This is a genomic window from Streptomyces sp. NPDC052064 (genome assembly GCF_055585925.1).
In genome coordinates this window covers 185,327-203,807 of sequence record NZ_JBVJJE010000001.1, presented here as the reverse complement: position 1 = coordinate 203,807, position 18,481 = coordinate 185,327, and the positions used below count along the sequence as shown (strand labels likewise).

The 18,481-nt window shown below is 72.2% G+C and carries 20 protein-coding genes; 13 read left to right on the top strand and 7 right to left on the bottom strand.

The features are described from left to right. The first annotated feature begins 61 nt into the window (after window positions 1-61). From ACZ6TU_RS00985 to ACZ6TU_RS00970, 4 genes are all read left to right on the top strand, one after another. On the top strand, window positions 62-256 hold the full coding sequence (locus ACZ6TU_RS00985; protein WP_019755516.1) for a hypothetical protein: 195 nt from the start codon (window positions 62-64) through the stop codon (window positions 254-256). Window positions 257-281: 25 nt separating this feature from the next. Further along, window positions 282-1,142, top strand: a complete 861-nt coding sequence (gene mshB / locus ACZ6TU_RS00980; protein WP_467678791.1) for an N-acetyl-1-D-myo-inositol-2-amino-2-deoxy-alpha-D-glucopyranoside deacetylase — start codon at window positions 282-284, stop codon at window positions 1,140-1,142. Continuing rightward, entirely contained in the window at window positions 1,139-1,549 is a 411-nt protein-coding gene (locus tag ACZ6TU_RS00975; RefSeq protein ID WP_469545725.1) for a DUF6113 family protein, read from the top strand. The genes mshB and ACZ6TU_RS00975 overlap by 4 nt, the downstream gene beginning before the upstream one ends. Window positions 1,550-1,705: 156 nt before the next feature. Further along, the gene (locus tag ACZ6TU_RS00970; RefSeq protein WP_469545723.1) at window positions 1,706-4,450 is read left to right on the top strand and encodes a hypothetical protein; all 2,745 of its coding nucleotides are present in this window, start codon (window positions 1,706-1,708) and stop codon (window positions 4,448-4,450) included. A 241-nt stretch (window positions 4,451-4,691) separates the two neighbouring features. Here the strand turns inward: ACZ6TU_RS00970 and ACZ6TU_RS00965 are convergent, their stop codons facing one another. Both ACZ6TU_RS00965 and ACZ6TU_RS00960 read right to left on the bottom strand, forming a co-directional pair. Next, window positions 4,692-5,543 (bottom strand): transglutaminase family protein, encoded by an 852-nt coding sequence (locus ACZ6TU_RS00965; RefSeq protein WP_467678797.1) that lies wholly within the window; start codon window positions 5,541-5,543, stop codon window positions 4,692-4,694. 30 nt (window positions 5,544-5,573) lie between these two features. Further along, the gene (locus tag ACZ6TU_RS00960; RefSeq protein WP_467678799.1) at window positions 5,574-6,626 is read right to left on the bottom strand and encodes a GNAT family N-acetyltransferase; all 1,053 of its coding nucleotides are present in this window, start codon (window positions 6,624-6,626) and stop codon (window positions 5,574-5,576) included. A gap of 140 nt (window positions 6,627-6,766) precedes the next feature. On the opposite strand from ACZ6TU_RS00960, the gene fdxA reads away from it, so the two are divergent. After that, complete coding sequence (fdxA, locus tag ACZ6TU_RS00955) at window positions 6,767-7,084, top strand: ferredoxin (protein ID WP_010047804.1); 318 nt, start codon at window positions 6,767-6,769, stop codon at window positions 7,082-7,084. Between the two features lie 127 nt (window positions 7,085-7,211). After that, a complete protein-coding gene (locus tag ACZ6TU_RS00950) occupies window positions 7,212-8,303 on the top strand; it encodes a bifunctional succinyldiaminopimelate transaminase/glutamate-prephenate aminotransferase (RefSeq protein ID WP_467678801.1) in 1,092 nt (363 codons plus the stop codon). A gap of 61 nt (window positions 8,304-8,364) precedes the next feature. Here the strand turns inward: ACZ6TU_RS00950 and ACZ6TU_RS00945 are convergent, their stop codons facing one another. Continuing rightward, complete coding sequence (locus ACZ6TU_RS00945; RefSeq protein WP_469545718.1) at window positions 8,365-8,811, bottom strand: ATP-binding protein; 447 nt, start codon at window positions 8,809-8,811, stop codon at window positions 8,365-8,367. A gap of 345 nt (window positions 8,812-9,156) precedes the next feature. Next, window positions 9,157-10,137 carry a VldE C-terminal domain-containing protein gene (locus ACZ6TU_RS00940; protein ID WP_467678805.1) on the bottom strand — a complete coding sequence of 327 codons (981 nt, stop codon included), beginning with the start codon at window positions 10,135-10,137 and terminating at the stop codon, window positions 9,157-9,159. 84 nt (window positions 10,138-10,221) lie between these two features. Between ACZ6TU_RS00940 and dapE the strand changes: the two genes are divergently transcribed. Next, window positions 10,222-11,301 (top strand): succinyl-diaminopimelate desuccinylase, encoded by a 1,080-nt coding sequence (gene dapE, locus ACZ6TU_RS00935; protein WP_467678807.1) that lies wholly within the window; start codon window positions 10,222-10,224, stop codon window positions 11,299-11,301. Window positions 11,302-11,420: 119 nt separating this feature from the next. Then, window positions 11,421-12,179 (top strand): LOG family protein, encoded by a 759-nt coding sequence (locus tag ACZ6TU_RS00930; RefSeq protein WP_467678808.1) that lies wholly within the window; start codon window positions 11,421-11,423, stop codon window positions 12,177-12,179. A 96-nt stretch (window positions 12,180-12,275) separates the two neighbouring features. Here ACZ6TU_RS00930 and folP read toward each other — a convergent pair whose 3' ends face one another. After that, window positions 12,276-13,136 carry a dihydropteroate synthase gene (gene folP, locus ACZ6TU_RS00925; protein ID WP_467678810.1) on the bottom strand — a complete coding sequence of 287 codons (861 nt, stop codon included), beginning with the start codon at window positions 13,134-13,136 and terminating at the stop codon, window positions 12,276-12,278. Between the two features lie 134 nt (window positions 13,137-13,270). Between folP and ACZ6TU_RS00920 the strand changes: the two genes are divergently transcribed. Further along, entirely contained in the window at window positions 13,271-13,672 is a 402-nt protein-coding gene (locus ACZ6TU_RS00920) for a DivIVA domain-containing protein (RefSeq protein WP_467678812.1), read from the top strand. Beyond that, a complete protein-coding gene (locus ACZ6TU_RS00915) occupies window positions 13,669-14,253 on the top strand; it encodes a DNA-3-methyladenine glycosylase I (protein ID WP_469545711.1) in 585 nt (194 codons plus the stop codon). Before ACZ6TU_RS00920 ends, ACZ6TU_RS00915 begins: the two co-directional genes overlap by 4 nt. A gap of 15 nt (window positions 14,254-14,268) precedes the next feature. Here ACZ6TU_RS00915 and chcB read toward each other — a convergent pair whose 3' ends face one another. Continuing rightward, window positions 14,269-15,072: a 2-cyclohexenylcarbonyl CoA isomerase gene (gene chcB / locus ACZ6TU_RS00910; protein ID WP_467678816.1), complete on the bottom strand. Its 804-nt coding sequence runs from the start codon at window positions 15,070-15,072 to the stop codon at window positions 14,269-14,271. A gap of 385 nt (window positions 15,073-15,457) precedes the next feature. Between chcB and ACZ6TU_RS00905 the strand changes: the two genes are divergently transcribed. Next, window positions 15,458-15,625, top strand: coding sequence for a DUF3117 domain-containing protein (locus tag ACZ6TU_RS00905; RefSeq protein WP_003966491.1), 168 nt, complete (start codon window positions 15,458-15,460; stop codon window positions 15,623-15,625). A gap of 118 nt (window positions 15,626-15,743) precedes the next feature. On the opposite strand, the gene ACZ6TU_RS00900 is transcribed toward ACZ6TU_RS00905, so the two are convergent. Then, window positions 15,744-16,442 carry an O-methyltransferase gene (locus ACZ6TU_RS00900; protein ID WP_467679080.1) on the bottom strand — a complete coding sequence of 233 codons (699 nt, stop codon included), beginning with the start codon at window positions 16,440-16,442 and terminating at the stop codon, window positions 15,744-15,746. 162 nt (window positions 16,443-16,604) lie between these two features. Between ACZ6TU_RS00900 and sigE the strand changes: the two genes are divergently transcribed. Further along, a complete protein-coding gene (gene sigE / locus ACZ6TU_RS00895) occupies window positions 16,605-17,375 on the top strand; it encodes an RNA polymerase sigma factor SigE (protein WP_467678818.1) in 771 nt (256 codons plus the stop codon). Next, window positions 17,372-18,421, top strand: coding sequence for an anti-sigma factor family protein (locus ACZ6TU_RS00890; RefSeq protein WP_467678819.1), 1,050 nt, complete (start codon window positions 17,372-17,374; stop codon window positions 18,419-18,421). The genes sigE and ACZ6TU_RS00890 overlap by 4 nt, the downstream gene beginning before the upstream one ends. Window positions 18,422-18,481 lie beyond the last annotated feature (60 nt).

Here is an 18,481-nt window from a genome sequence, read left to right as displayed (position 1 = left end):
ATTTGATGCCCCCATAGTCCGACCCCCCCCTGCCCTCGTGGATCTTTGGAGGTGAGCCGCCGTGGCACTCTCGATTTCGGCGGTGGTGCTGCTGGCGATCATCGTCTTCCTGCTCATCAAGAAGTCAGGGCTGAAGGCCGGGCATGCGGTGGTGTGCATGCTGCTCGGCTTCTACCTCGCCTCCTCGACCGTGGCTCCCACGATCAGCGAGCTGACGACCAACATCGCGGGCATGATCGGCAGCATCAAGTTCTGACTGTCGGACCTCGTAGTCTGGGTCCATGACGGAACTGCCCGACCGGCGTCTGCTGCTGGTGCACGCGCACCCGGACGACGAGTCGATCAACAACGGCGCGACCATGGCCAGGTACGCGGCCGAGGGTGCTCACGTCACCCTGGTCACCTGCACCCTCGGCGAACGCGGCGAGATCATCCCGCCCGACCTCGCGCACCTGACCGGCCCCGCGCTGGGCCAGCACCGTCGCCGGGAGCTCACCGCCGCCATGGCCGAGCTCGGCGTCCAGGACTTCCGCCTGCTCGGCGGCGCGGGACGCTACAGCGACTCCGGGATGATGGGCCTGCCCGACAACGACGACCCCGCCTGCCTCTGGCAGGCCGACGTCGACGAGGCCGCCGCACACCTCGTCGAGGTGATCCGCGAGGTACGCCCCCAGGTCCTCGTCACCTACGACGACAACGGCGGCTACGGCCACCCCGACCACATCCAGGCCCACCGCATCGCCATGCGGGCCGCCGAGCTGTCCGCCGAGGCCGGCCGGCCGATCCCGAAGGTCTATTGGAACCGGGTCCCCCGGTCCGTTGTGGAGCAGTCCTTCGCCCGGCTCCGGGAGGACCTGCCCGGCCTCCCCTTCGCCAAGGCGGCCGACGTCGGCGACGTACCGGGCGTCGTGACCGACGAGCGGATCACCACCGCGGTCGACGGCACCGCACACGCCGCCGCCAAGGCCGCCGCGATGCGCGCCCACGCCACCCAGATCACCGTGTCGGGGCCGTACTTCGCGCTGTCCAACGAACTCGCCCAGCCGATCCTCACAACCGAGTACTACGAGCTGGTGCGGGGCGAGCGGGGTCCCGGCGAGCGGGAGACGGACCTGTTCGCCGGTGTCGAGGAGGTCTCATGAGTGACCGGAGTCCGATGCTCGCCCAGCCGATGCGGCCGCCCTCCGCCGGACGGATCGGCGCCTGTGCCGGGTTCTTCCTGCTCGGGGCCGTGGTCGGCGCGGCCGGCGCGCTCGTGCAGCCCGGGTGGTTCCCGGGCGGACTGCTGCTCGCCCTCGCCGGTGAGGCCGGGCTCGTCCTCGGTGCAGCGCGCGTCATCCGCGGGCGGGCCGGGGGTGTCGCGGCAGCCGTCGGCTGGATGCTCGCCGTCGTCCTGCTCACCGCCAGCCGCCCGGAGGGCGACTTCCTCTTCGCGGCGGGAGGCGGCTCCTATCTCTTCCTGCTCGGGGGCATCGGCGTGGCTGTGATCTGCGCCACCCTCGCCCCGGGGCGGCAACCGGACGGCGACCCCGTCCGACTTGGCAAGTGACGTACCACTTCGCCAGGACGAGCCCGTGGGGGTCCGGTGTGAGTTTCCCCAGCGGTCCTGGGATACGGGTGAGAAGTGGCCAGTATGGTGGTGCGCGCCGCCGAGCTGCCCGCGTGAGGTTGTGTCGGGCGGCGGAGCCAACCGGGAGAACCTGCCTTGAGTCGTGAAACTGACACTCCGTCCTCCGGGCCCAACGGGCGCGGCGGAGCCGCCTACCCGTCGGGTACGCCGCCCTACGGGACCCCGACGGTCTCCGACGGCGGTACGGAAGCGGGCCGTTCGGCCACGCGGCCGGAGGAACGCAAGACCGAGACCACGCTGACGACCCGGATCCGGATCAACATCCCCGGGTCACGGCCCATTCCGCCCGTGGTGGTGCGCAAGCCCGTCGCGGATGCGGAGGGCTCCGGCGACACCGGTACCAGTTCCGGTGCCGGCGCGGGCAGCGAAGCGACGTCTCCGGGCGCCGCCACGCCCAGAGGAACCGGCACCGTCGAGCCTCCTGCCGAGCCCACCCAGTCCGCCGAGGACAAGCCGACCAGCGACTGGTTCGCGCCCCGCAAGTCCGGCCCGGCCAAGGGCGGTCAGGGGAGCGGCTCCACCAACGGGGCCGGTCTGCCGGGCGGTTCGGGTCCGGCGGGTGGTTCCGGTGCGGGTGGTCCTGGCACCGGTGGCACCGGTGCCGGCGGCCCCGCTGCGGGCGGCTCCGGTGCCGGGCGGCCCGGAGGCGTGGTCGGTTCCATGAGCAGGCCGGGCGGCTCCCGGCCCGGCGGCACGAACGGTGCGGGGCTCCCCGGCGGCGCGACGGGCGGCCCCGTCGCGCCCGGGCACGGCGGCGGCACGGGCTCCTTCGACGTCACCGAGGCACTGGCGGCGGGCCCGCTCGGCAACGGCTCGCGTCCCGCCCCGGGCAACGGCGGCGAAACGCGCCGCGACGACCTGCCGTACTTCTCGGAGAACGACCGCCTCAGCGGCCAGAACGGTCAGGGGGGCTACGGCGGTCAGAGCGGCCAGGGCGCTCCCAACGGCTTCGGCGACGCGGGCGGGCCCGGCGGCCCCGGCCCCCAGGGCCCGGCCGGCCCGACGGGCGGTCCGGTCATGGGGGACGGCTCCATGGTCCCACCGAGGGGTGGCCCTGGCGGACCGAGCGGCTTCAACGAACAGAGCGGCCCCGGCGGACCTGGCGCTTTCCATGAGCCGGGTGGTCCTGGCGGCCCCGGCGGCTTCAATGAGCCGGGTCGCTCCGGTGGCCCCGGCGGCTTCAGCGAGCCGGGTGGTCCTGGTGGCCCCGGCGGCTTCAATGAGCCGGGTCGCTCCGGTGGCCCCGGCGGCTTCAGCGAGCCGGGTGGTCCCGGTGGCCCCGGCGGCTTCAGCGAGCCTGGTCGCCCCGGCGGTCCCGGTGGCCCCGGCGCGCCCGGCGGCCCCGGAGCCCCCAGCGCCTTCAACGACCCCGGCCGACCGGGCGGCCCCGGCGCACCTGCCGGTCCCGGGGCCATAGGCGGCCCCGCCGGCACGGGCGGACCCGGCGGACCCTCCGGTACGGCCAACCCCGGAGGCCCTGGCGGCCCCGCCGGTACAGGCAAGCCCGGAGGCCCTGGCGGCCCCGGCGCCCCCGCGGGCCCCGGTGGCCCCGGCCCCGTCGGCGGCGCCCCCGGCGCTGCCGCTCCCACCGGCCACGGCGCCGCAGGCCGCGGCCCCGGCGGCGGGATGAGCGACGACACCGCCATCCTCACCCCGCAGAAGCCGGCCCCCGAGCCTCCGGACGGCCAGGGCTACGCCGCCCGCCACGACAACGTCTCCGGGCACACCGTCACCAGCGGTATCCCGGTCGTACCGCCCGGCGCGGCCTCGCCGTTCGGTCCGGGCGCGCCCGGTGACGGCCCGGTGCCCCACACGGCCCCGAAGCTGCCCGAGCCGGTCTCCCCGCCCCCGGCGAGCTCCTCGAAGGCGCCGAAGAAGAAGGGGCGCAACAAGCTCGTGCTGCTCGCCGTCGGCGTGGTCGTCGTGGCCGGTGGCGTCTACGGAGCCGGACTGCTGATGAACCGCACCGACGTGCCCAAGGGCACCACCGTGCTCGGCGTGGACATCGGCGGCACGACCCGTGACGGCGCGGTCAAGAAGCTCGACGAGGCCTTCGACGACCGCGTCGGCAAGGAACTGAAGCTGTCGGTGGGCGGCAGGACCGTCGCCCTCGACCCGGACAACGCGGGCCTCCAGTTCGACATGGACGCCACGGCCGACGCGGCGGCGAAGAGCGACTACAACCCGGTCTCCGTGATCGGCTCGCTCTTCGGCAACCACCGCGTCGTCACGCCCGTCATGCCCGTCGACGAGGAGAAGCTGCACGCCTCCCTGGAGAACGCCGCGGGCGGCTCCGGATCGGCGACCGACGGCACCATCAAGTTCCAGGGCGGCAAGGCCGTCCCCGTGTACGGCAAGGCGGGCAAGGGCATCGACCTCGCCAAGTCGACGACGGCGGTGGAGGAGGCGTACCGCTCCCAGGTGGAGACCGGCACGGCCGGCACGGTGAACCTCCCGACCACCACCCGGCAGCCGACCGTCTCGAACGCCGAGGTCGACCGGGTGCTGAAGGACTTCGCGCAGCCCGCGATGTCGGCCAAGGCCATCGTGCAGACCGACGCGGCGCACAGCATTCCGTTCGGCGCCCTGTCCCTGCCGAAGATCCTCAGCTTCAAGGCCGTCGACGGCAAGCTCGTGGACACGTACAACCTCAAGGCCCTCCAGGAGGCGTACGGCACCACGTTCGAGGGCGTGAAGATCGAGGGCGCGAGCGGCAAGCGCGACGTCAGGCCGCAGGACGTCGTCATCGCGCTGCGCGAGGCCCTGCGCGGCAAGACGTCGGCGGAGCGCGTCGGAGTCATCGACACCACGCCGAACTGACCTCCGGACGCCCGGCCGCACGAAGCCCCTGCCCACACCGGGCAGGGGCTTTCGTCGCTGTCACCCGAGAGGCTGCGCACTGACCCTCCACCACGACGGCACGGGCGCGGGCGACGGTTCGCGAGGCCCCGGCGCCCCGGCACAGCCATCCAGAAGCCGGCAGTGAGAAACCGCGCAGAGGCACTCCGAGCAGCACGGGAAAAGGGCTGGTGGCAAACAAGGCCCCTACGGCGAGAAGGCGTCAGTTGAGCATCGCCCTGGCCGCGTGAGCCTCCCCCCGCACCCGCTCGGCAGCCCTCTCATCCACCGCCCTCACCACTTCCGCGTAGGCCTCCAACTCCACGGCCCCATCCAGAAAATCCCCCCGCCCCACCAGCAACTGCGCCCGCTCGTACCGCAACCGAGCCGGATGCGAGGGCAACAACAGCGACAGCTCGACCGCCCACAACGCCACATCCGACCGCTCCGGCCGAGCCGCCGCCCACGCCCGCACGTTGTTCAGAATCCGCAGCACCACGTCCAGCGGATCGGCCGGCCGCAGCATCGACGCATCAAGGTGTGTCCCCGTCGCCCCGGCCACCAGCAACTCGGCGTCCGCCCCCGTCAGCACCCGCCCGCCGTCGAACGGGTCGGCAAGCACCTGCCCCTCGTCAGGCCCGAACCCGACCACGAAGTGCCCCGGCAGGGCCACCCCGTACACCGGCGCCCCGGCCCGCCGGGCCACCTCCATCCACACCACGGACAGCAGGATCGGCAGCCCACGACGCCGCTCCAGCACCTCGTGCAGCAGTGAGGACTCCAGGCGCTGATAGTCGGCCGGGGTGCCGTGAAACCCCAGCCGGTCCCCGAGCAGCTCCCGCAAGGCGACCGCCCACGCCCGCGGCCCCCCGGGCCGGTACGGCAGCAGCCCGGCCAGCCGGTCCAGCTCGACCTGCGCGGCGTCCATGCCCGTCTCGTCCAGCGCTCCGTCCGCCTCCGCGCCCACCAGCAGGCACAGCGTCGACAGATCGGGCCGCTCGGACCGGGCCTCTTCGGCGAACCGCCGCCGCAGCTCGGCGGAACGCTCGGGGGACGGGGGATACGGGGGACGCATAGCTGGCTCGTGCCCTCTCACGACGATCGGTTACCGGGCGGAGTCGCGGGCATCCGGCTCCCGGTAGTGGTGGTAGGCGTGGTGCGCGGCGAAACCCATCCCGGCGTACAACGCCCGCGCTCCCTCATTCTCGGCCTCGACCTGGAGCCACGCGGCCGACGCACCCTCGTCGAGGGCCCGCCGGGCCAGCGCCGCCATCACGGCCGTGCCCAGCCCCTGCCGCCGCAGATCCGGATCGACCTCGACGGCGGCGAACCCGGCCCACCGCCCGTCGACGACACACCGCCCGATGGCGGCCGGAGCCGCTGCCTCCGCCGAACCGGGCACGGTCGCGAACCACACCGAAGGCCCTCCCCCGCTCTCGGCTTCGCTCGAGCCGGGGGACCCCGATCCCAGCACCCGCAGCGCGACCTCGCTCACGCCCTTGCGCTGGTACCGCGCCAGCCACGCCTCGTCGGCGTCCCGGGACAGCGCGACCCCCGACGGCTCGGCGAGGTCGGCGATCGGCGCCAGCGGCCCGACCCACATCTCGGCGGTCACCTCTCGCACCCAGCCCCGTGCCTCCAGCTCCGCGCAGAGCGACTCCTGCGTGCCCTCGGCACCGGTCGCGGTCTGGACGTAGGCGGGCAGGCCGCGCTCGCCGTACCACCGCCGAACGGCGTCGAGGGCCGCATCCAGGGACACGCCCGGGTCACCGAGCGGCAGCACCGAATTGGCCCGCCGTGTGAACCCGGACGCGGCCCGCAGCTCCCAGTCCCCGAGCCGCTCGCCCTCCACGGGCCGCCAGGCCCGCGCGGCGACCCGGGCCAGCTCCTCGTAGGAGGCGGCCGGACCGCGGCGACGCGCCGGCGCGGCGGGCACGACCTTGCCCGCGACCAGCGTGGACTCCGCGATGCGGACGCTCTCGCCATCCTTGCGTGTGATCAGCAACACACCCTTGTCCCATGATGTGAGAACACCGACCGTGTCGGTGAACTTCTCACCCGGAGCCTCATGTTCGATCAAGCTCCGTACGGAGACCCGTTTGCCCACGTCAGCAGTGGTGATACGGACCTCGAGTCGCCCGGCGGCAGAGATTTCCACAGGTCAGTTCACCCCTCCTGTTCGGATCATGCCCAGGAACGGAGATACTAGGGGTGGGCATCGACGACGCCGCGCTCCCGCGCGCCAGGCGGCGGAGCCTGAGGAGGCCCGCCAGCGCCCTATCGAGGAGGAACGACAGCGTGACCTACGTCATCGCGCAGCCTTGTGTCGACGTCAAGGACAAGGCGTGCATCGAGGAGTGCCCGGTCGACTGCATCTACGAGGGCTCCAGGTCCTTGTACATCCACCCGGACGAATGCGTCGACTGTGGTGCCTGTGAGCCGGTCTGCCCGGTCGAGGCGATCTTCTACGAGGACGACACTCCGGAGGAGTGGAAGGACTACTACAAGGCGAACGTCGAGTTCTTCGATGAGCTCGGCTCGCCCGGCGGCGCCAGCAAGCTGGGGCTGATCGAGCGCGACCACCCCTTCATCGCCGCGCTGCCGCCGCAGGCCTAGTCACCGCAAGCGGCCCGCACATCCGTGCCGCCTCGGTCCCGTACGGCCCGACCACGCCCTGGTCGCCGTGCGGGGCCGAGGCGTTTGCCGCGACGGCTCGTACGTACCAGAAAGTGAGCCAGAAACCGTGTCCGCAGTCTCCGACCGTCTCCCCACTTTCCCCTGGGACAAGCTGACGCCGTACAAGGACACGGCCGCCGCCCATCCGGACGGCATCGTGGATCTGTCGGTCGGCACCCCGGTCGACCCGGTCCCCGAGCTGATCCAGAAGGCGCTGGTGGCCGCGGCCGACTCCCCGGGCTACCCGACCGTCTGGGGCACGCCCGAGCTGCGCGACGCGATCACGGGCTGGGTCGAGCGCCGCCTCGGCGCCCGGGACGTCACCCACCGCCATGTCCTGCCGATCGTCGGCTCCAAGGAGCTCGTGGCCTGGCTCCCGACCCAGCTCGGCCTCGGCCCCGGCGACCGGGTGGCCTACCCGCGCCTGGCCTACCCGACGTACGAGGTGGGGGCTCGTCTGGCCCGCGCCGAGTACGAGGTCTACGACGACCCGACGGAGCTGGCCCCCGAGGGCCTGAAGCTCCTCTGGTTGAACTCCCCGTCCAACCCGACGGGCAAGGTTCTGTCGAAGGCGGAGCTCACCCGGATCGTCGCCTGGGCCCGCGAGCACGGCATCCTGCTCTTCTCCGACGAGTGCTACCTGGAGCTGGGCTGGGAGGCCGACCCGGTCTCGGTGCTGCACCCGGACGTCAACGGTGGCTCGTACGAGGGCATCGTCGCGGTCCACAGCCTCTCCAAGCGCTCGAACCTGGCCGGCTACCGGGCGGCGTTCCTGGCCGGCGACCCCGCGGTCCTGGCTCCCCTCCTGGAGATCCGCAAGCACGGCGGCATGATGACGTCGGCACCGACCCAGGCAGCGGTGATCGCGGCCCTCGGCGACGACGACCACGTCAGCGCCCAACGCGAGCGCTACGCCGCCCGCCGCGAGCTCCTGCGCGAGGCCCTCCTCGCCCACGGCTTCCGCATCGAGCACAGCGAGGCCAGCCTCTACCTGTGGGCCACGAGAGGCGAATCCTGCTGGGCCACGGTGGCCCACCTGGCCGAACGAGGCATCCTGGTCGCCCCCGGCGACTTCTACGGCCCGGCAGGTGCCGAGTTCGTCCGCGTCGCCCTGACGGCGACGGACGAGCGGGTAGCGGCGGCGGTAGAGCGTCTGTAACCCCCACAAACCGAGGGGTCCAGGGAAACTCCCCGGACCCCTCGGCGGCTGAGACGTGGCGTCAGCCCATCGGCAGACCCTTGACCGGCACCGAGTCAGCCGACGGCACCCCACCCTTCGTCAGAGAGTCCGTCGGCAGGCCACCCTGCGCCGAACCAGCCGCGTCACCGACGAGCTGCTCGGCCGAGCCCGCCGCGTCACCGGCGGCCTTCTGTGCGACCGGCGTGGTCTTCTTGACCGACTTGCCGCTGGTCTTGCCCGTGGCCGGCACCGCCTTCTTGACGGCCTTGCTGCCGGTGTCACCCGCGGACTTGGTGACGTGCTGCGTCGCGCCGCCGACGTTGTCGCCGACGTCCGCCCCGTCCAGGGCGGTGAGACCGCCGACGTTCGGGGTGGCCGGCAGCTCGGGGGCCGCGCTGGCGGAGCCGGCCGCACCGACCCCGGCAGCCGCTCCCGCAGCGACGATCAACGCGGCACGGGCGATCCGGCGGGTCAGGGGGAGGGACATGGTGCTCCTTCGACGGGAGAGAACGGTGAGGTTGTGAAGTGTCCGGCCGGGTCCGGGAGTTGATCGACTGGCTGTTGATCTCCCCGGCTCGGACGCAGTGACTACCGCTCGAAGCCCGCGAAGGTTGCGGCGCCGCAACGTAAAGAGTTGGCAATGCGTCGCATTATCGCCTGCGGAAAAAAACGGGCAAAGAGGCTCCCACCGGAAAGCCCGAAGAATCCTTCCGGCCCTTTGTTCCCAAGGGTTCTCACGTTTCCGGGGTGAGGACATGAGAACCTGCGCACACCGTCGCCACCACGCCGTCCGGGTAACCCCCGGGGGTGAAGCCCCGCACCCCTGCGCGATCTAGCGCATCGTCACGATGCGGACGGCGTCCGGGTCCCGCTCCGCACCCGCCGCGCCCTTCGCCGCGGTGTCCCGCCACTCGCTGGCGGTGTTCCCGGCGACCCACTCCCGCCCCGCGTACGTGACGCGTGCGATGTGCAGCTCGGAGGCGTTGGCCACGGCCCAGTGCGCCAGTTGCCAACCGCGCTGCTCCAGGCTCCGCCCGGCGGCGGAGCTCGTGTCGGCGGCCACCGGCAGCGTCATGGTCCGTCCGTCGGACCCGTCCGTGCCGCTCGGGGACGGCGTCGGCGTGGCCGCCGGCGAGCGGCCCACCTCCGCAGCGGCCGGCTCCAGCACATCGCGCCCGAAGTCCCGCGCGAGCGCGGCACGCACTCCGTCCGGGCCTGTCGCCCGGGTCGCGGCCGGGCGGCCCTCGCAGGTCAGCGTGGCCGGGGACTGCCCGGTGAGAGCCGCGGCGAGCAGTGCCGCGTCCGGCTCGTGCTTGGCGTAGGCCTGCGGGAAGCCGCTGCGCTGCACGCGCTGCGCGGCGACCGTGAGCGGCAGTCGCGTGTAGCCGGGCACCTTGACCAGGTGGTCGTAGAACTCGCCGGCCGAGTACGTCGGGTCCAGGATCTCCTTCGGCGTGCCCCAGCCCTGCGAGGGCCGCTGCTGGAACAGGCCGAGCGAGTCCCGGTCGCCATGGCTGATGTTGCGCAGGGCAGACTCCTGGAGCGCGGTCGCCAGCGCGATGGTCACGGCCCGCTCCGGCAGGCCGCGCCCGTCGCCCACGGCGGCGATCGTCGCCGCGTTCACCGCCTGCTCGGGTGTGAACTCGTACGACGCCCCGTCGCCCTTGCCGGAGACGACTTTGCAGCCCGGCCCGCCTGTGCCTCCGGTGACGTACTGCACCACGAGGTAACCGGCGATCGCGAGCAGGATCACGAACGCGGACCCGCATCGGAAGAAGCGGCCGCGACGTTTGGGAGAGGACGGCGATGACACGCCGTACAAGGTACTGGAGAGTACGGAGTGCCTTGAGCCGGATGGGGACAGTGTGCACCGGCCTGGCGCGTTAGGGTCGACGGCATGGCCGACACCTCCCTTGACCTCACGCTGGACGCCGCGGAGCTCACCGCCCGGCTCGTCGACTTCCGCTCCGAGAGCGGCACCGAGAAGCCGCTCGCGGACGCGATCGAGACCGCGCTGCGCGCGCTGCCCCACCTGACGGTCGAGCGCTTCGGCAACAACGTCGTGGCCCGGACGAACCTGGGCCGCCCGGAGCGGGTGATCCTGGCCGGTCACATCGACACCGTCCCGATCGCGGACAACGTCCCCTCCCGGCTCGACGAGGACGGCGTCCTGTGGGGCTGCGGCACGTGCGACATGAAGTCGGGCGTCGCGGTGCAGCTGCGCATCGCGGCCACGGTCCCGGCCCCCAACCGCGACCTGACCTTCGTCTTCTACGACAACGAGGAGGTCGCCGCGGAGCTGAACGGCCTCAAGCACGTGTCCGAGGCGCACCCCGAGTGGCTCCAGGGCGACTTCGCGGTCCTCCTGGAACCGTCGGACGGCCAGGTCGAGGGCGGCTGCCAGGGCACGCTGCGGGTATTGCTGAAGACCAAGGGCGAGCGGGCCCACTCGGCACGCGGCTGGATGGGCTCCAACGCGATCCACGCGGCCGCCCCGATCCTGGCCCGCCTGGCCTCCTACGAGCCCCGCTGGCCGGTGATCGACGGCCTGGAGTACCGCGAGGGCCTGAACGCGGTGGGTGTCACCGGGGGAGTGGCCGGCAACGTGATCCCCGACGAGTGCGTCGTCACCGTCAACTTCCGCTACGCGCCCGACCGCACACCCGAGGAGGCCGTGGCACACGTCAGGGAGGTCTTCGCGGACTGCGGCGTGGACGAGTTCGAGGTGGTCGACCACAGCTCGGCCGCGATGCCGGGCCTGTCCCATCCGGCGGCGAAGGCCTTCATCGAGGCGGTGGGCGGCACGCCGAAGCCGAAGTACGGCTGGACGGATGTGTCCCGCTTCTCGGCCCTGGGCGTCCCCGCGGTCAACTACGGCCCGGGCAACCCCCACTTGGCGCACAAGCGGGACGAGCGCGTGGAGACCGCGAAGGTCCTCGCGGGCGAGGAGCGCCTGCGGACCTGGCTGACGGCCTGACCGGGCCGGGACGCCGTCGTGTTTACGGCGCTCCATCGCGGACATGCTCACGTCCCTCGTTCGTAACCCGCGTAGATCTACGCTGAGGCGGAACGACCGGCACGACGGAGGGAGCGCACATGGCGACCGGCAACCCCGAGGGGAAGAAGCAGCCGCCGGAGGAACAGCGCCTGGGCCCGGTCCTCCGGCGGCGGGGGCAGGTACAGGCGAGCACGACCGACCAGCGGCTGCTGGACGCGGGCGGACCCTCCGACTGGGTCCACACCGACCCCTGGCGCGTGCTGCGCATCCAGTCGGAGTTCATCGAGGGCTTCGGCACGCTCGCCGAACTCCCGCCCGCGATCAGCGTGTTCGGCTCGGCCCGCACGCCGGTGGACTCGCCCGAGTACGACGCGGGCATCCGGCTGGGCCGGGGCCTGGTGGAGGCGGGCTTCGCGGTCATCACGGGCGGCGGACCGGGCGCGATGGAAGCGGCCAACAAGGGCGCCGTCGACGCGAGCGGCATCTCGGTCGGCCTCGGTATCGAGCTGCCGTTCGAGCAGGGTCTGAACCCGTACGTCGACATCGGCCTCAACTTCCGCTACTTCTTCGTCCGGAAGATGATGTTCGTCAAGTACGCCCAGGGCTTCGTCGTCCTGCCCGGCGGCCTCGGCACCCTCGACGAGCTCTTCGAGGCCCTCACCCTCGTCCAGACGCAGAAGGTCACCCGGTTCCCGATCGTCCTCTTCGGCAGTGAGTACTGGGGCGGCCTGGTCGACTGGCTGCGTCACACGGTCATCGCCCAGGGCAAGGCCGCGGAGAAGGACCTCCTCCTGTTCCACGTCACGGACGACGTGGACGAGGCGGTGGCACTGGTGTCGAAGGAAGCGGGCAGGTAGCGGCGAGCCGGGCTTCCTGCCCGACCGAGTCCGGTGGCGGGTGGGCATAGCCGGGGGTCCAGGGGGCGGAGCCCCCTGGTACCTCGGGTCGACGCCCTAGGCCAGCCCCCGCCGGGCAACCGCAGGCTCCCGCCACCCCGCAATCGCCCCGACCATCTCCAGCACCTGCCGCGTCTCCGCGACTTCATGCACCCGGTACACCTGGGCCCCCAGCCAGGCGGACACCGCCGTGGTCGCCAACGTACCGATCACCCGCTCCTTCACGGGCCGATCCAACGTCTCCCCGACGAAGTCCTTGTTGGACAGGGACACCAGCACCGGCCACCCCGTGGCGACCATCTCGTCCAGCCGCCGGGTCGCCTCCAGACTGTGCCGGGTGTTCTTCCCGAAGTCGTGGCCGGGGTCGATCATGATCGACTCCCTCGGCACGCCCAGCGCCAGCGCCCGCTCGGCCAGCCCGACCGTCACACCCAGGATGTCGGCCATGACGTCGTCGTACTCCACCCGATGCGGCCGGGTCCGCGGCTCCGCACCGCCCGCGTGCGTACACACCAACCCCACCCCGTACCGCGCGGCGACCTCGGCAAGCCCCGGATCCACCCCGCCCCACGCGTCGTTCAGTACGTCGGCTCCGGCTTCGCACACGGCCGCCCCGACCTCGGCCCGCCACGTGTCCACGCTGATGATCACGTCCGGGAACCGCCGCCGCACCTCCGCCACGAAGCCGACCGTCCGCCGGGCCTCCTCCTCGGCCGTGACCTCTTCGCCCGGCCCGGCCTTGACCCCGCCGATGTCGATGATCGCGGCTCCCTCGGTCACCGCCTGCTCCACGCGCGCGAGGGCAGGCTCGTCACGGAAGGTCGCGCCCCGGTCGTAGAAGGAGTCCGGGGTCCGGTTCACGATCGCCATGATCACCGGCTCGTGCGGCCCGAATTCCCGCCTGCCCAGCCTGAGCATCCGCTGTGACCTTTCCTGGTACGTCCCGTCTTCCGCCGCCTGCGACCCTAACTGTCAGAGTCGCATGGCACGATCGGAGCCTGACACCATCCGTGTCCGAAGACACCGACACATCCGACCGTGGGGGCTCCGCGATGGTTATGTTCCTGTTCCTGGTCGTCGCGCTAGCCGTCGTGGTCGCCGCGGTGACCCTCGCCGTGGTGGGCGGCGGCGAGAACGGCCCGCTGCCCGAGACCGCCCCCGAGCGGCTGCGGGACCCGCTGCCCCCGGACCGCCCGGTGGACCGTGCCGACGTGGAGGGCCTCCGCTTCCCGCTCGCCGCCCGCGGCTACCGCATGGCGGACGTGGACGACGCCCTCAGCCGCCTGGGCGCCGAGCTCGCCGAGCGTGACGCCCGCATCGCAGACCTGGAGTCGGCCCTGGCGGGCGCGCGAGCGGCCGCCGGCCACGGCCCGGCGCCCAGGGAGAACCACACCTCGGCGGGGAACCACGTGTCCATGGACAAGCCCGACCCGCGCCAGGAGGACCGGCCATGAGCGACGGCGCCGCCCTCGCCGGCCCGGACGGCGCGCTGCGCTGCCCCTGGGCCCTGTCCACCCCGGAGTACGTGACGTACCACGACGAGGAGTGGGGCCGCCCGGTCCACGGTGACGACGCGCTCTTCGAGCGCCTCAGCCTGGAGGCCTTCCAGTCCGGCCTGTCCTGGATCACGATCCTGCGCCGCCGCCCCGGCTTCCGCGCCGCCTTCGCCGACTTCAAGATCGCCTCCGTGGCCGCCTTCACCGACGAGGACCGCGAGCGCCTCCTGGCCGACGCCGGCATCATCCGCAACCGCGCCAAGATCGACGCGACGCTCGCCAACGCGCGCGTGCTGACCGAGTGGGCCCCGGGCGACCTGGACGAGCTGATCTGGTCGCACGCCCCCGAGCCGGGCACCCGCCCGGTCCCGAGGGCGCTCTCCGACGTCCCGGCCGTCACCCCCGAGTCGACGGCCCTGTCCAAGGCGCTGAAGAAGCGGGGCCTGCGCTTCGTCGGCCCGACGACGGCGTACGCGCTGATGCAGGCCTGCGGACTGGTCGACGACCACCTCCAGGCCTGCTCCGCGCGGCGCACCTGACGCCGTCGCAGCAGGTCAGCGGCCCAAATACCGGGGCTTCTCCTTGTTGACGAAGGCCTGCACCGCGATCGCGTGGTCCTCGGAGGAGCCCGCCCGGGTCTGGAGCTCGTCCTCCTTCTCCAGGGTCTCCTCCAGGGAGTGCGTCAGCCCGTAGGCCATCGACTCCTTCAGCGCCGCGTACGCCACCGTCGGCCCCTCGGCCAGCGCCCGCGCCACCTTCTCGGCCTCCGCGCGCAGCTCTCCGGCCGGCACCAGCCGGTTGGCGATGCCGAGCTCGTACGCCTCCTGCGCGCTGATGCTCCTCGGGAAGAGCAGCAGGTCAGCAGCTCGCCCGGGGCCGATCACCCGCGGCAGCGTCCACGAGATCCCCGAGTCGGCGGTCAGCGCCACCCCCGCGAACGAGGTGTTGAACGCGGCCGTGTCCGCCACGATCCGGTAGTCCGCCGCGAGCGCGAAGCCGAAGCCCGCCCCGGCCGCCACGCCGTTCACGGCGGCGACAACCGGCTTCGCGGCCTCGGCCAGCGCCCGCACGATCGGGTTGTAGTGCTCCCGCACCGTGCTCATGGTCTGCCTGGAACCGGTCTCCCGGTCCTCGATCAGCAGACCGATGTGCTCCTTGAGGTCCTGCCCGACGCAGAACGCCCGGTCACCGGCGGCGGTCAGCAGCACCGCCCGTACGGCGGTGTCGTCCACCGCGGCCCGGACCGCCTCCCGCAGGGCGACCTTGGCCGCCACGTTCAGCGCGTTCATCGCCTCCGGGCGGTTCAGCGTGATCGTCGCGAGCCCGTCGCTCACCTCGTAGAGCACGGTGTCGGCCATGGTGTATCCCCTCCGTGTCGCTGCGCGGGGACGTACCGGCCGGTACGCCCCGGGTCTGAGGACAGCATGACGGAGATCGCCGACGGGTGATCGGACCGCACGTGTGACCTGCGTCAAAGAATTCTCGTCCGGATCTGTCCGGCGGATGGGTGTGCGGTGGCGGAGTATCGCAGTCACATCGCCGAATTGAGTGGTTTTGCTCGCGTGCGTTGCCCAAGCGATGCCGACTGATGTTGGTCATCGGGTCCTGAGATGCGGGATAATGGCTTGGAAGCAATGTGTTCGATGCCGGTGTCGCGTGTCCTGCCTCAAGGACCGCACTGTGCCCTTCTTCAGGGGGCCGTCGGCTTTGACGATGAGCTGGGTTTCAGGAAGGGGAACGAGCATGGCGGCCATGAAGCCGCGAACGGGCGATGGCCCGCTCGAGGTGACCAAGGAGGGGCGGGGCATCGTCATGCGCGTTCCGCTCGAAGGCGGCGGTCGGCTCGTCGTCGAGCTGACCCCGGACGAGGCCGACGCCCTGGGCGATGCCCTCAAGAAGGTCGTCGGCTGACGCGCAAGCGACCATACCCTTTCAGCTGCCCCGGCATCACATGAGGTGCCGGGGCGGCTGTTTTCTCACCGATGTCTCTCGCCTTCCCCGGCTTCCGCTCGGCTAACGTGCGGCCCGGCTACCGTTTCACCGCGCACAGCAGCCCGTCGCCCACCGGCAGCAGGGACGGCACCAGCTCCTGGCTCTCGCGCACCGCGCGCAGCAGTTCCCGCAGCCGCAGCACCTCGGTGGGCTGCGGACCGGAGTCCACCGTCCGGCCGTTCGCGAAGGCGCCCTCGAAGACGACGAGCCCGCCGGGGCGCAGCAGCCGCAACGATTCAGCGAGGTAGTCCATGACCTCCAGGCGATCGCCGTCGCAGAAGACGAGGTCGTAGCCGGCGTCCGCGAGGCGGGGCAGCACGTCCAGGGCGCGGCCCGGGATGAAGCGGGCCCGGTTGCTGGCGAAGTCGGAGGCGCGGAAGGCCTGGCGGGCGAACTGCTGGTGCTCCGGCTCGGAATCCACGGTGGTCAGAACACCGTCCGGGCGCATACCGTGCAGGAGGTGGATCCCGGAGACGCCGCAGCCGGTCCCGATCTCCGCGACGGCCTTCGCGTCGACGGAGGCGGCCAGCAACCGCAGCGCGGCGCCCGTGCCGGGCGACACCGAGCGCAGACCCGCCTCACGGGCCCGGTCGCGGGCCCAGCGCAGCGCGTCGTCCTCGGCGACATAGGCGTCGGCGAACGCCCAGCTCGTCTGCCGGTTGCCGGTAATGACCCTCTCCTGTCCCCGTGAATGCCTGGGCGTGACTGTATCCGTTGGCCCCGGGAACCCGCAGATGGGACCGGTCGTTTAGAGGAGTGAGCGAGTGGCGCGGGCCGTGACGGGGGGCAGGCAGTGGATCGAGGCGCCGAGCAAGTACCGACGCAGCAGTACGAGGCGTATCAGCACAGATCAAATTCTCGTAAAACCGCTTATCCGGTCCTAACGGGCGAGGTGGCTATGGTAGGGGCTCCACTGGACACCACCAGAGCTGACAGGGGAGGTGCGGCTGCGCCTGTGGATAGGGGAGGAGTGCTGCGGCGCTTCTTCACATCGGCGGGCAGGCCGACATCCGTGAACGACACCGCTGACCACAGCCACGCCGCTGACTTCGCCCAGACCGCGACCTTCACCACCGACGCGGACGGGCAGGCGTGGACTCCGCCCACGTGGGAGGAGATCGTCAGCACGCACAGCGGCCGGGTCTACCGGCTCGCCTACCGCCTGACCGGCAACCAGCACGACGCCGAGGACCTCACGCAGGAGGTCTTCGTCCGTGTCTTCCGTTCCCTGTCGACGTACACGCCGGGCACCTTCGAGGGCTGGCTGCACCGCATCACCACGAACCTGTTCCTGGACATGGTCCGCCGCAAGCAGCGCATCCGTTTCGACGCGCTCGGCGAGGACGCGGCCGAGCGGCTGCCCAGCAAGGAGCCCTCGCCGCAGCAGGTCCTCAACGACGCGCACTTCGACGCGGACGTCCAGCAGGCCCTCGACACCCTCGCCCCCGAGTTCCGCGCCGCGGTCGTCCTGTGCGACATCGAAGGACTGTCGTACGAGGAGATCGCCGCGACCCTCGGCGTCAAGCTCGGCACGGTCCGCTCGCGGATCCACCGTGGCCGCTCCCAGCTGCGCAAGGCCCTCGCGCACCGCTCACCGGAGGCGCGCGCCGAGCGCCGCTCCTTCGTGCCCCGTGTTCCCGCACTGGGAGGAGGGGGCGCGAGCGCGTGAGCGGATCACGGCCGAAAGCTTCCGAGGGACACCTCGCAGAGCAGCACCTGGGAGACCGACTCTCCGCCCTGGTGGACGGAGAGCTCGGTCATGACGCGCGTGAGCGCGTACTGGCGCACGTGGCCACCTGCCCGAAGTGCAAGGCAGAGGTGGACGCGCAGCGCCGACTGAAGAACGTCTTCGCGGAGGCGGCCCCGCCGCCCCCCTCCGAGAGTTTCCTGGCCCGCCTGCAGGGACTACCCGCGGGCGGCGGCCCGGACGGTGATGCCACATCGCCGGGCGGGGGAGGGCTGCCCGGCGGGCTGTCCGGACGGTTCGGATCGTCCGGAGCCTTCGGAGCGAAGCGTGGCGACCGGTTCGAGTTCGGGTACGTCCCGGCCCGGCCGCACGTTCCCGTGCTGCCGTCCTCCGCGGGGAACCAGGGCCTCCCCTCGGGTGAGTGCGGCCTGCCGTCCGACGGCCGCGGCCTTCCTCCGGGCAGCCGGGGCTTCCGAATCCACGACGTCGGTCGGCACGAGCCCGAGAGATCCTCCTCGCGGCTGCGGTTCGCCTTCGCGGCCGCCGGAGCCGTGTCCCTGGCCGCGATCGCCCTGGGCGGCGTCACCACCGGCGCCCCGATCGACACGGAGGCCCGCGGCGGCTCCGGCACGGGGAGCAACGTGACACCGATGCGCACGCAGGGCACGGGCGCAGCGGCGCAGCCGGAATCCCAGCGGCGCCGCAGTACCGGGCCGATGCTCGGGCAGGTGCACGGCCAGAGTGTGCTCGGCCAAACCCTGGTCGCCCCGACCGAGGTGTCCGCACCGCTGCTGCCGGGTGTGCCGCATTCCGCCGCAGGGCAGCATGCCGTACACGCGCTGGCCGCCCCGGTGATGGCCGGTGCCGCCGCGATGTCCCCGCTGATAGGCCCGCTCGAGACGGCCCCGCCGACCGCCCTGAGCTCGTGGTCCGCGGTCCCCGAGATCGCGGCGCCCCTGCTCGCCGTGCCCCTCCCGGACACGACCTCGTCCCCCTCTCCTCCCGCCTCCTCCCGAACGGCCCGCTGACCGGCCGCTGCGCGGCGGCGAGCGAACCTGATTGAATCCGGGGGTGGCGCCCGCGGCCGA

Bases quoted from the DNA above. Each gene is read 5' to 3' on its own strand.
- chcB (WP_467678816.1), bottom strand. From the start codon at position 15,072: ATGGCCGACACCGTGCTCTACGAGGTGAGCGACGGGCTCGCGACGATC.
- ACZ6TU_RS00965 (WP_467678797.1), bottom strand. From the start codon at position 5,543: ATGCGTCCCCCGTATCCCCCGTCCCCCGAGCGTTCCGCCGAGCTGCGG.
- dapE (WP_467678807.1), top strand. From the start codon at position 10,222: ATGGCCGACACCTCCCTTGACCTCACGCTGGACGCCGCGGAGCTCACC.
- ACZ6TU_RS00930 (WP_467678808.1), top strand. From the start codon at position 11,421: ATGGCGACCGGCAACCCCGAGGGGAAGAAGCAGCCGCCGGAGGAACAG.
- folP (WP_467678810.1), bottom strand. From the start codon at position 13,136: ATGCTCAGGCTGGGCAGGCGGGAATTCGGGCCGCACGAGCCGGTGATC.
- ACZ6TU_RS00905 (WP_003966491.1), top strand. From the start codon at position 15,458: ATGGCGGCCATGAAGCCGCGAACGGGCGATGGCCCGCTCGAGGTGACC.
- ACZ6TU_RS00945 (WP_469545718.1), bottom strand. From the start codon at position 8,811: ATGTCCCTCCCCCTGACCCGCCGGATCGCCCGTGCCGCGTTGATCGTC.
- ACZ6TU_RS00915 (WP_469545711.1), top strand. From the start codon at position 13,669: ATGAGCGACGGCGCCGCCCTCGCCGGCCCGGACGGCGCGCTGCGCTGC.
- ACZ6TU_RS00920 (WP_467678812.1), top strand. From the start codon at position 13,271: ATGGTTATGTTCCTGTTCCTGGTCGTCGCGCTAGCCGTCGTGGTCGCC.
- ACZ6TU_RS00975 (WP_469545725.1), top strand. From the start codon at position 1,139: ATGAGTGACCGGAGTCCGATGCTCGCCCAGCCGATGCGGCCGCCCTCC.
- mshB (WP_467678791.1), top strand. From the start codon at position 282: ATGACGGAACTGCCCGACCGGCGTCTGCTGCTGGTGCACGCGCACCCG.
- sigE (WP_467678818.1), top strand. From the start codon at position 16,605: ATGGTAGGGGCTCCACTGGACACCACCAGAGCTGACAGGGGAGGTGCG.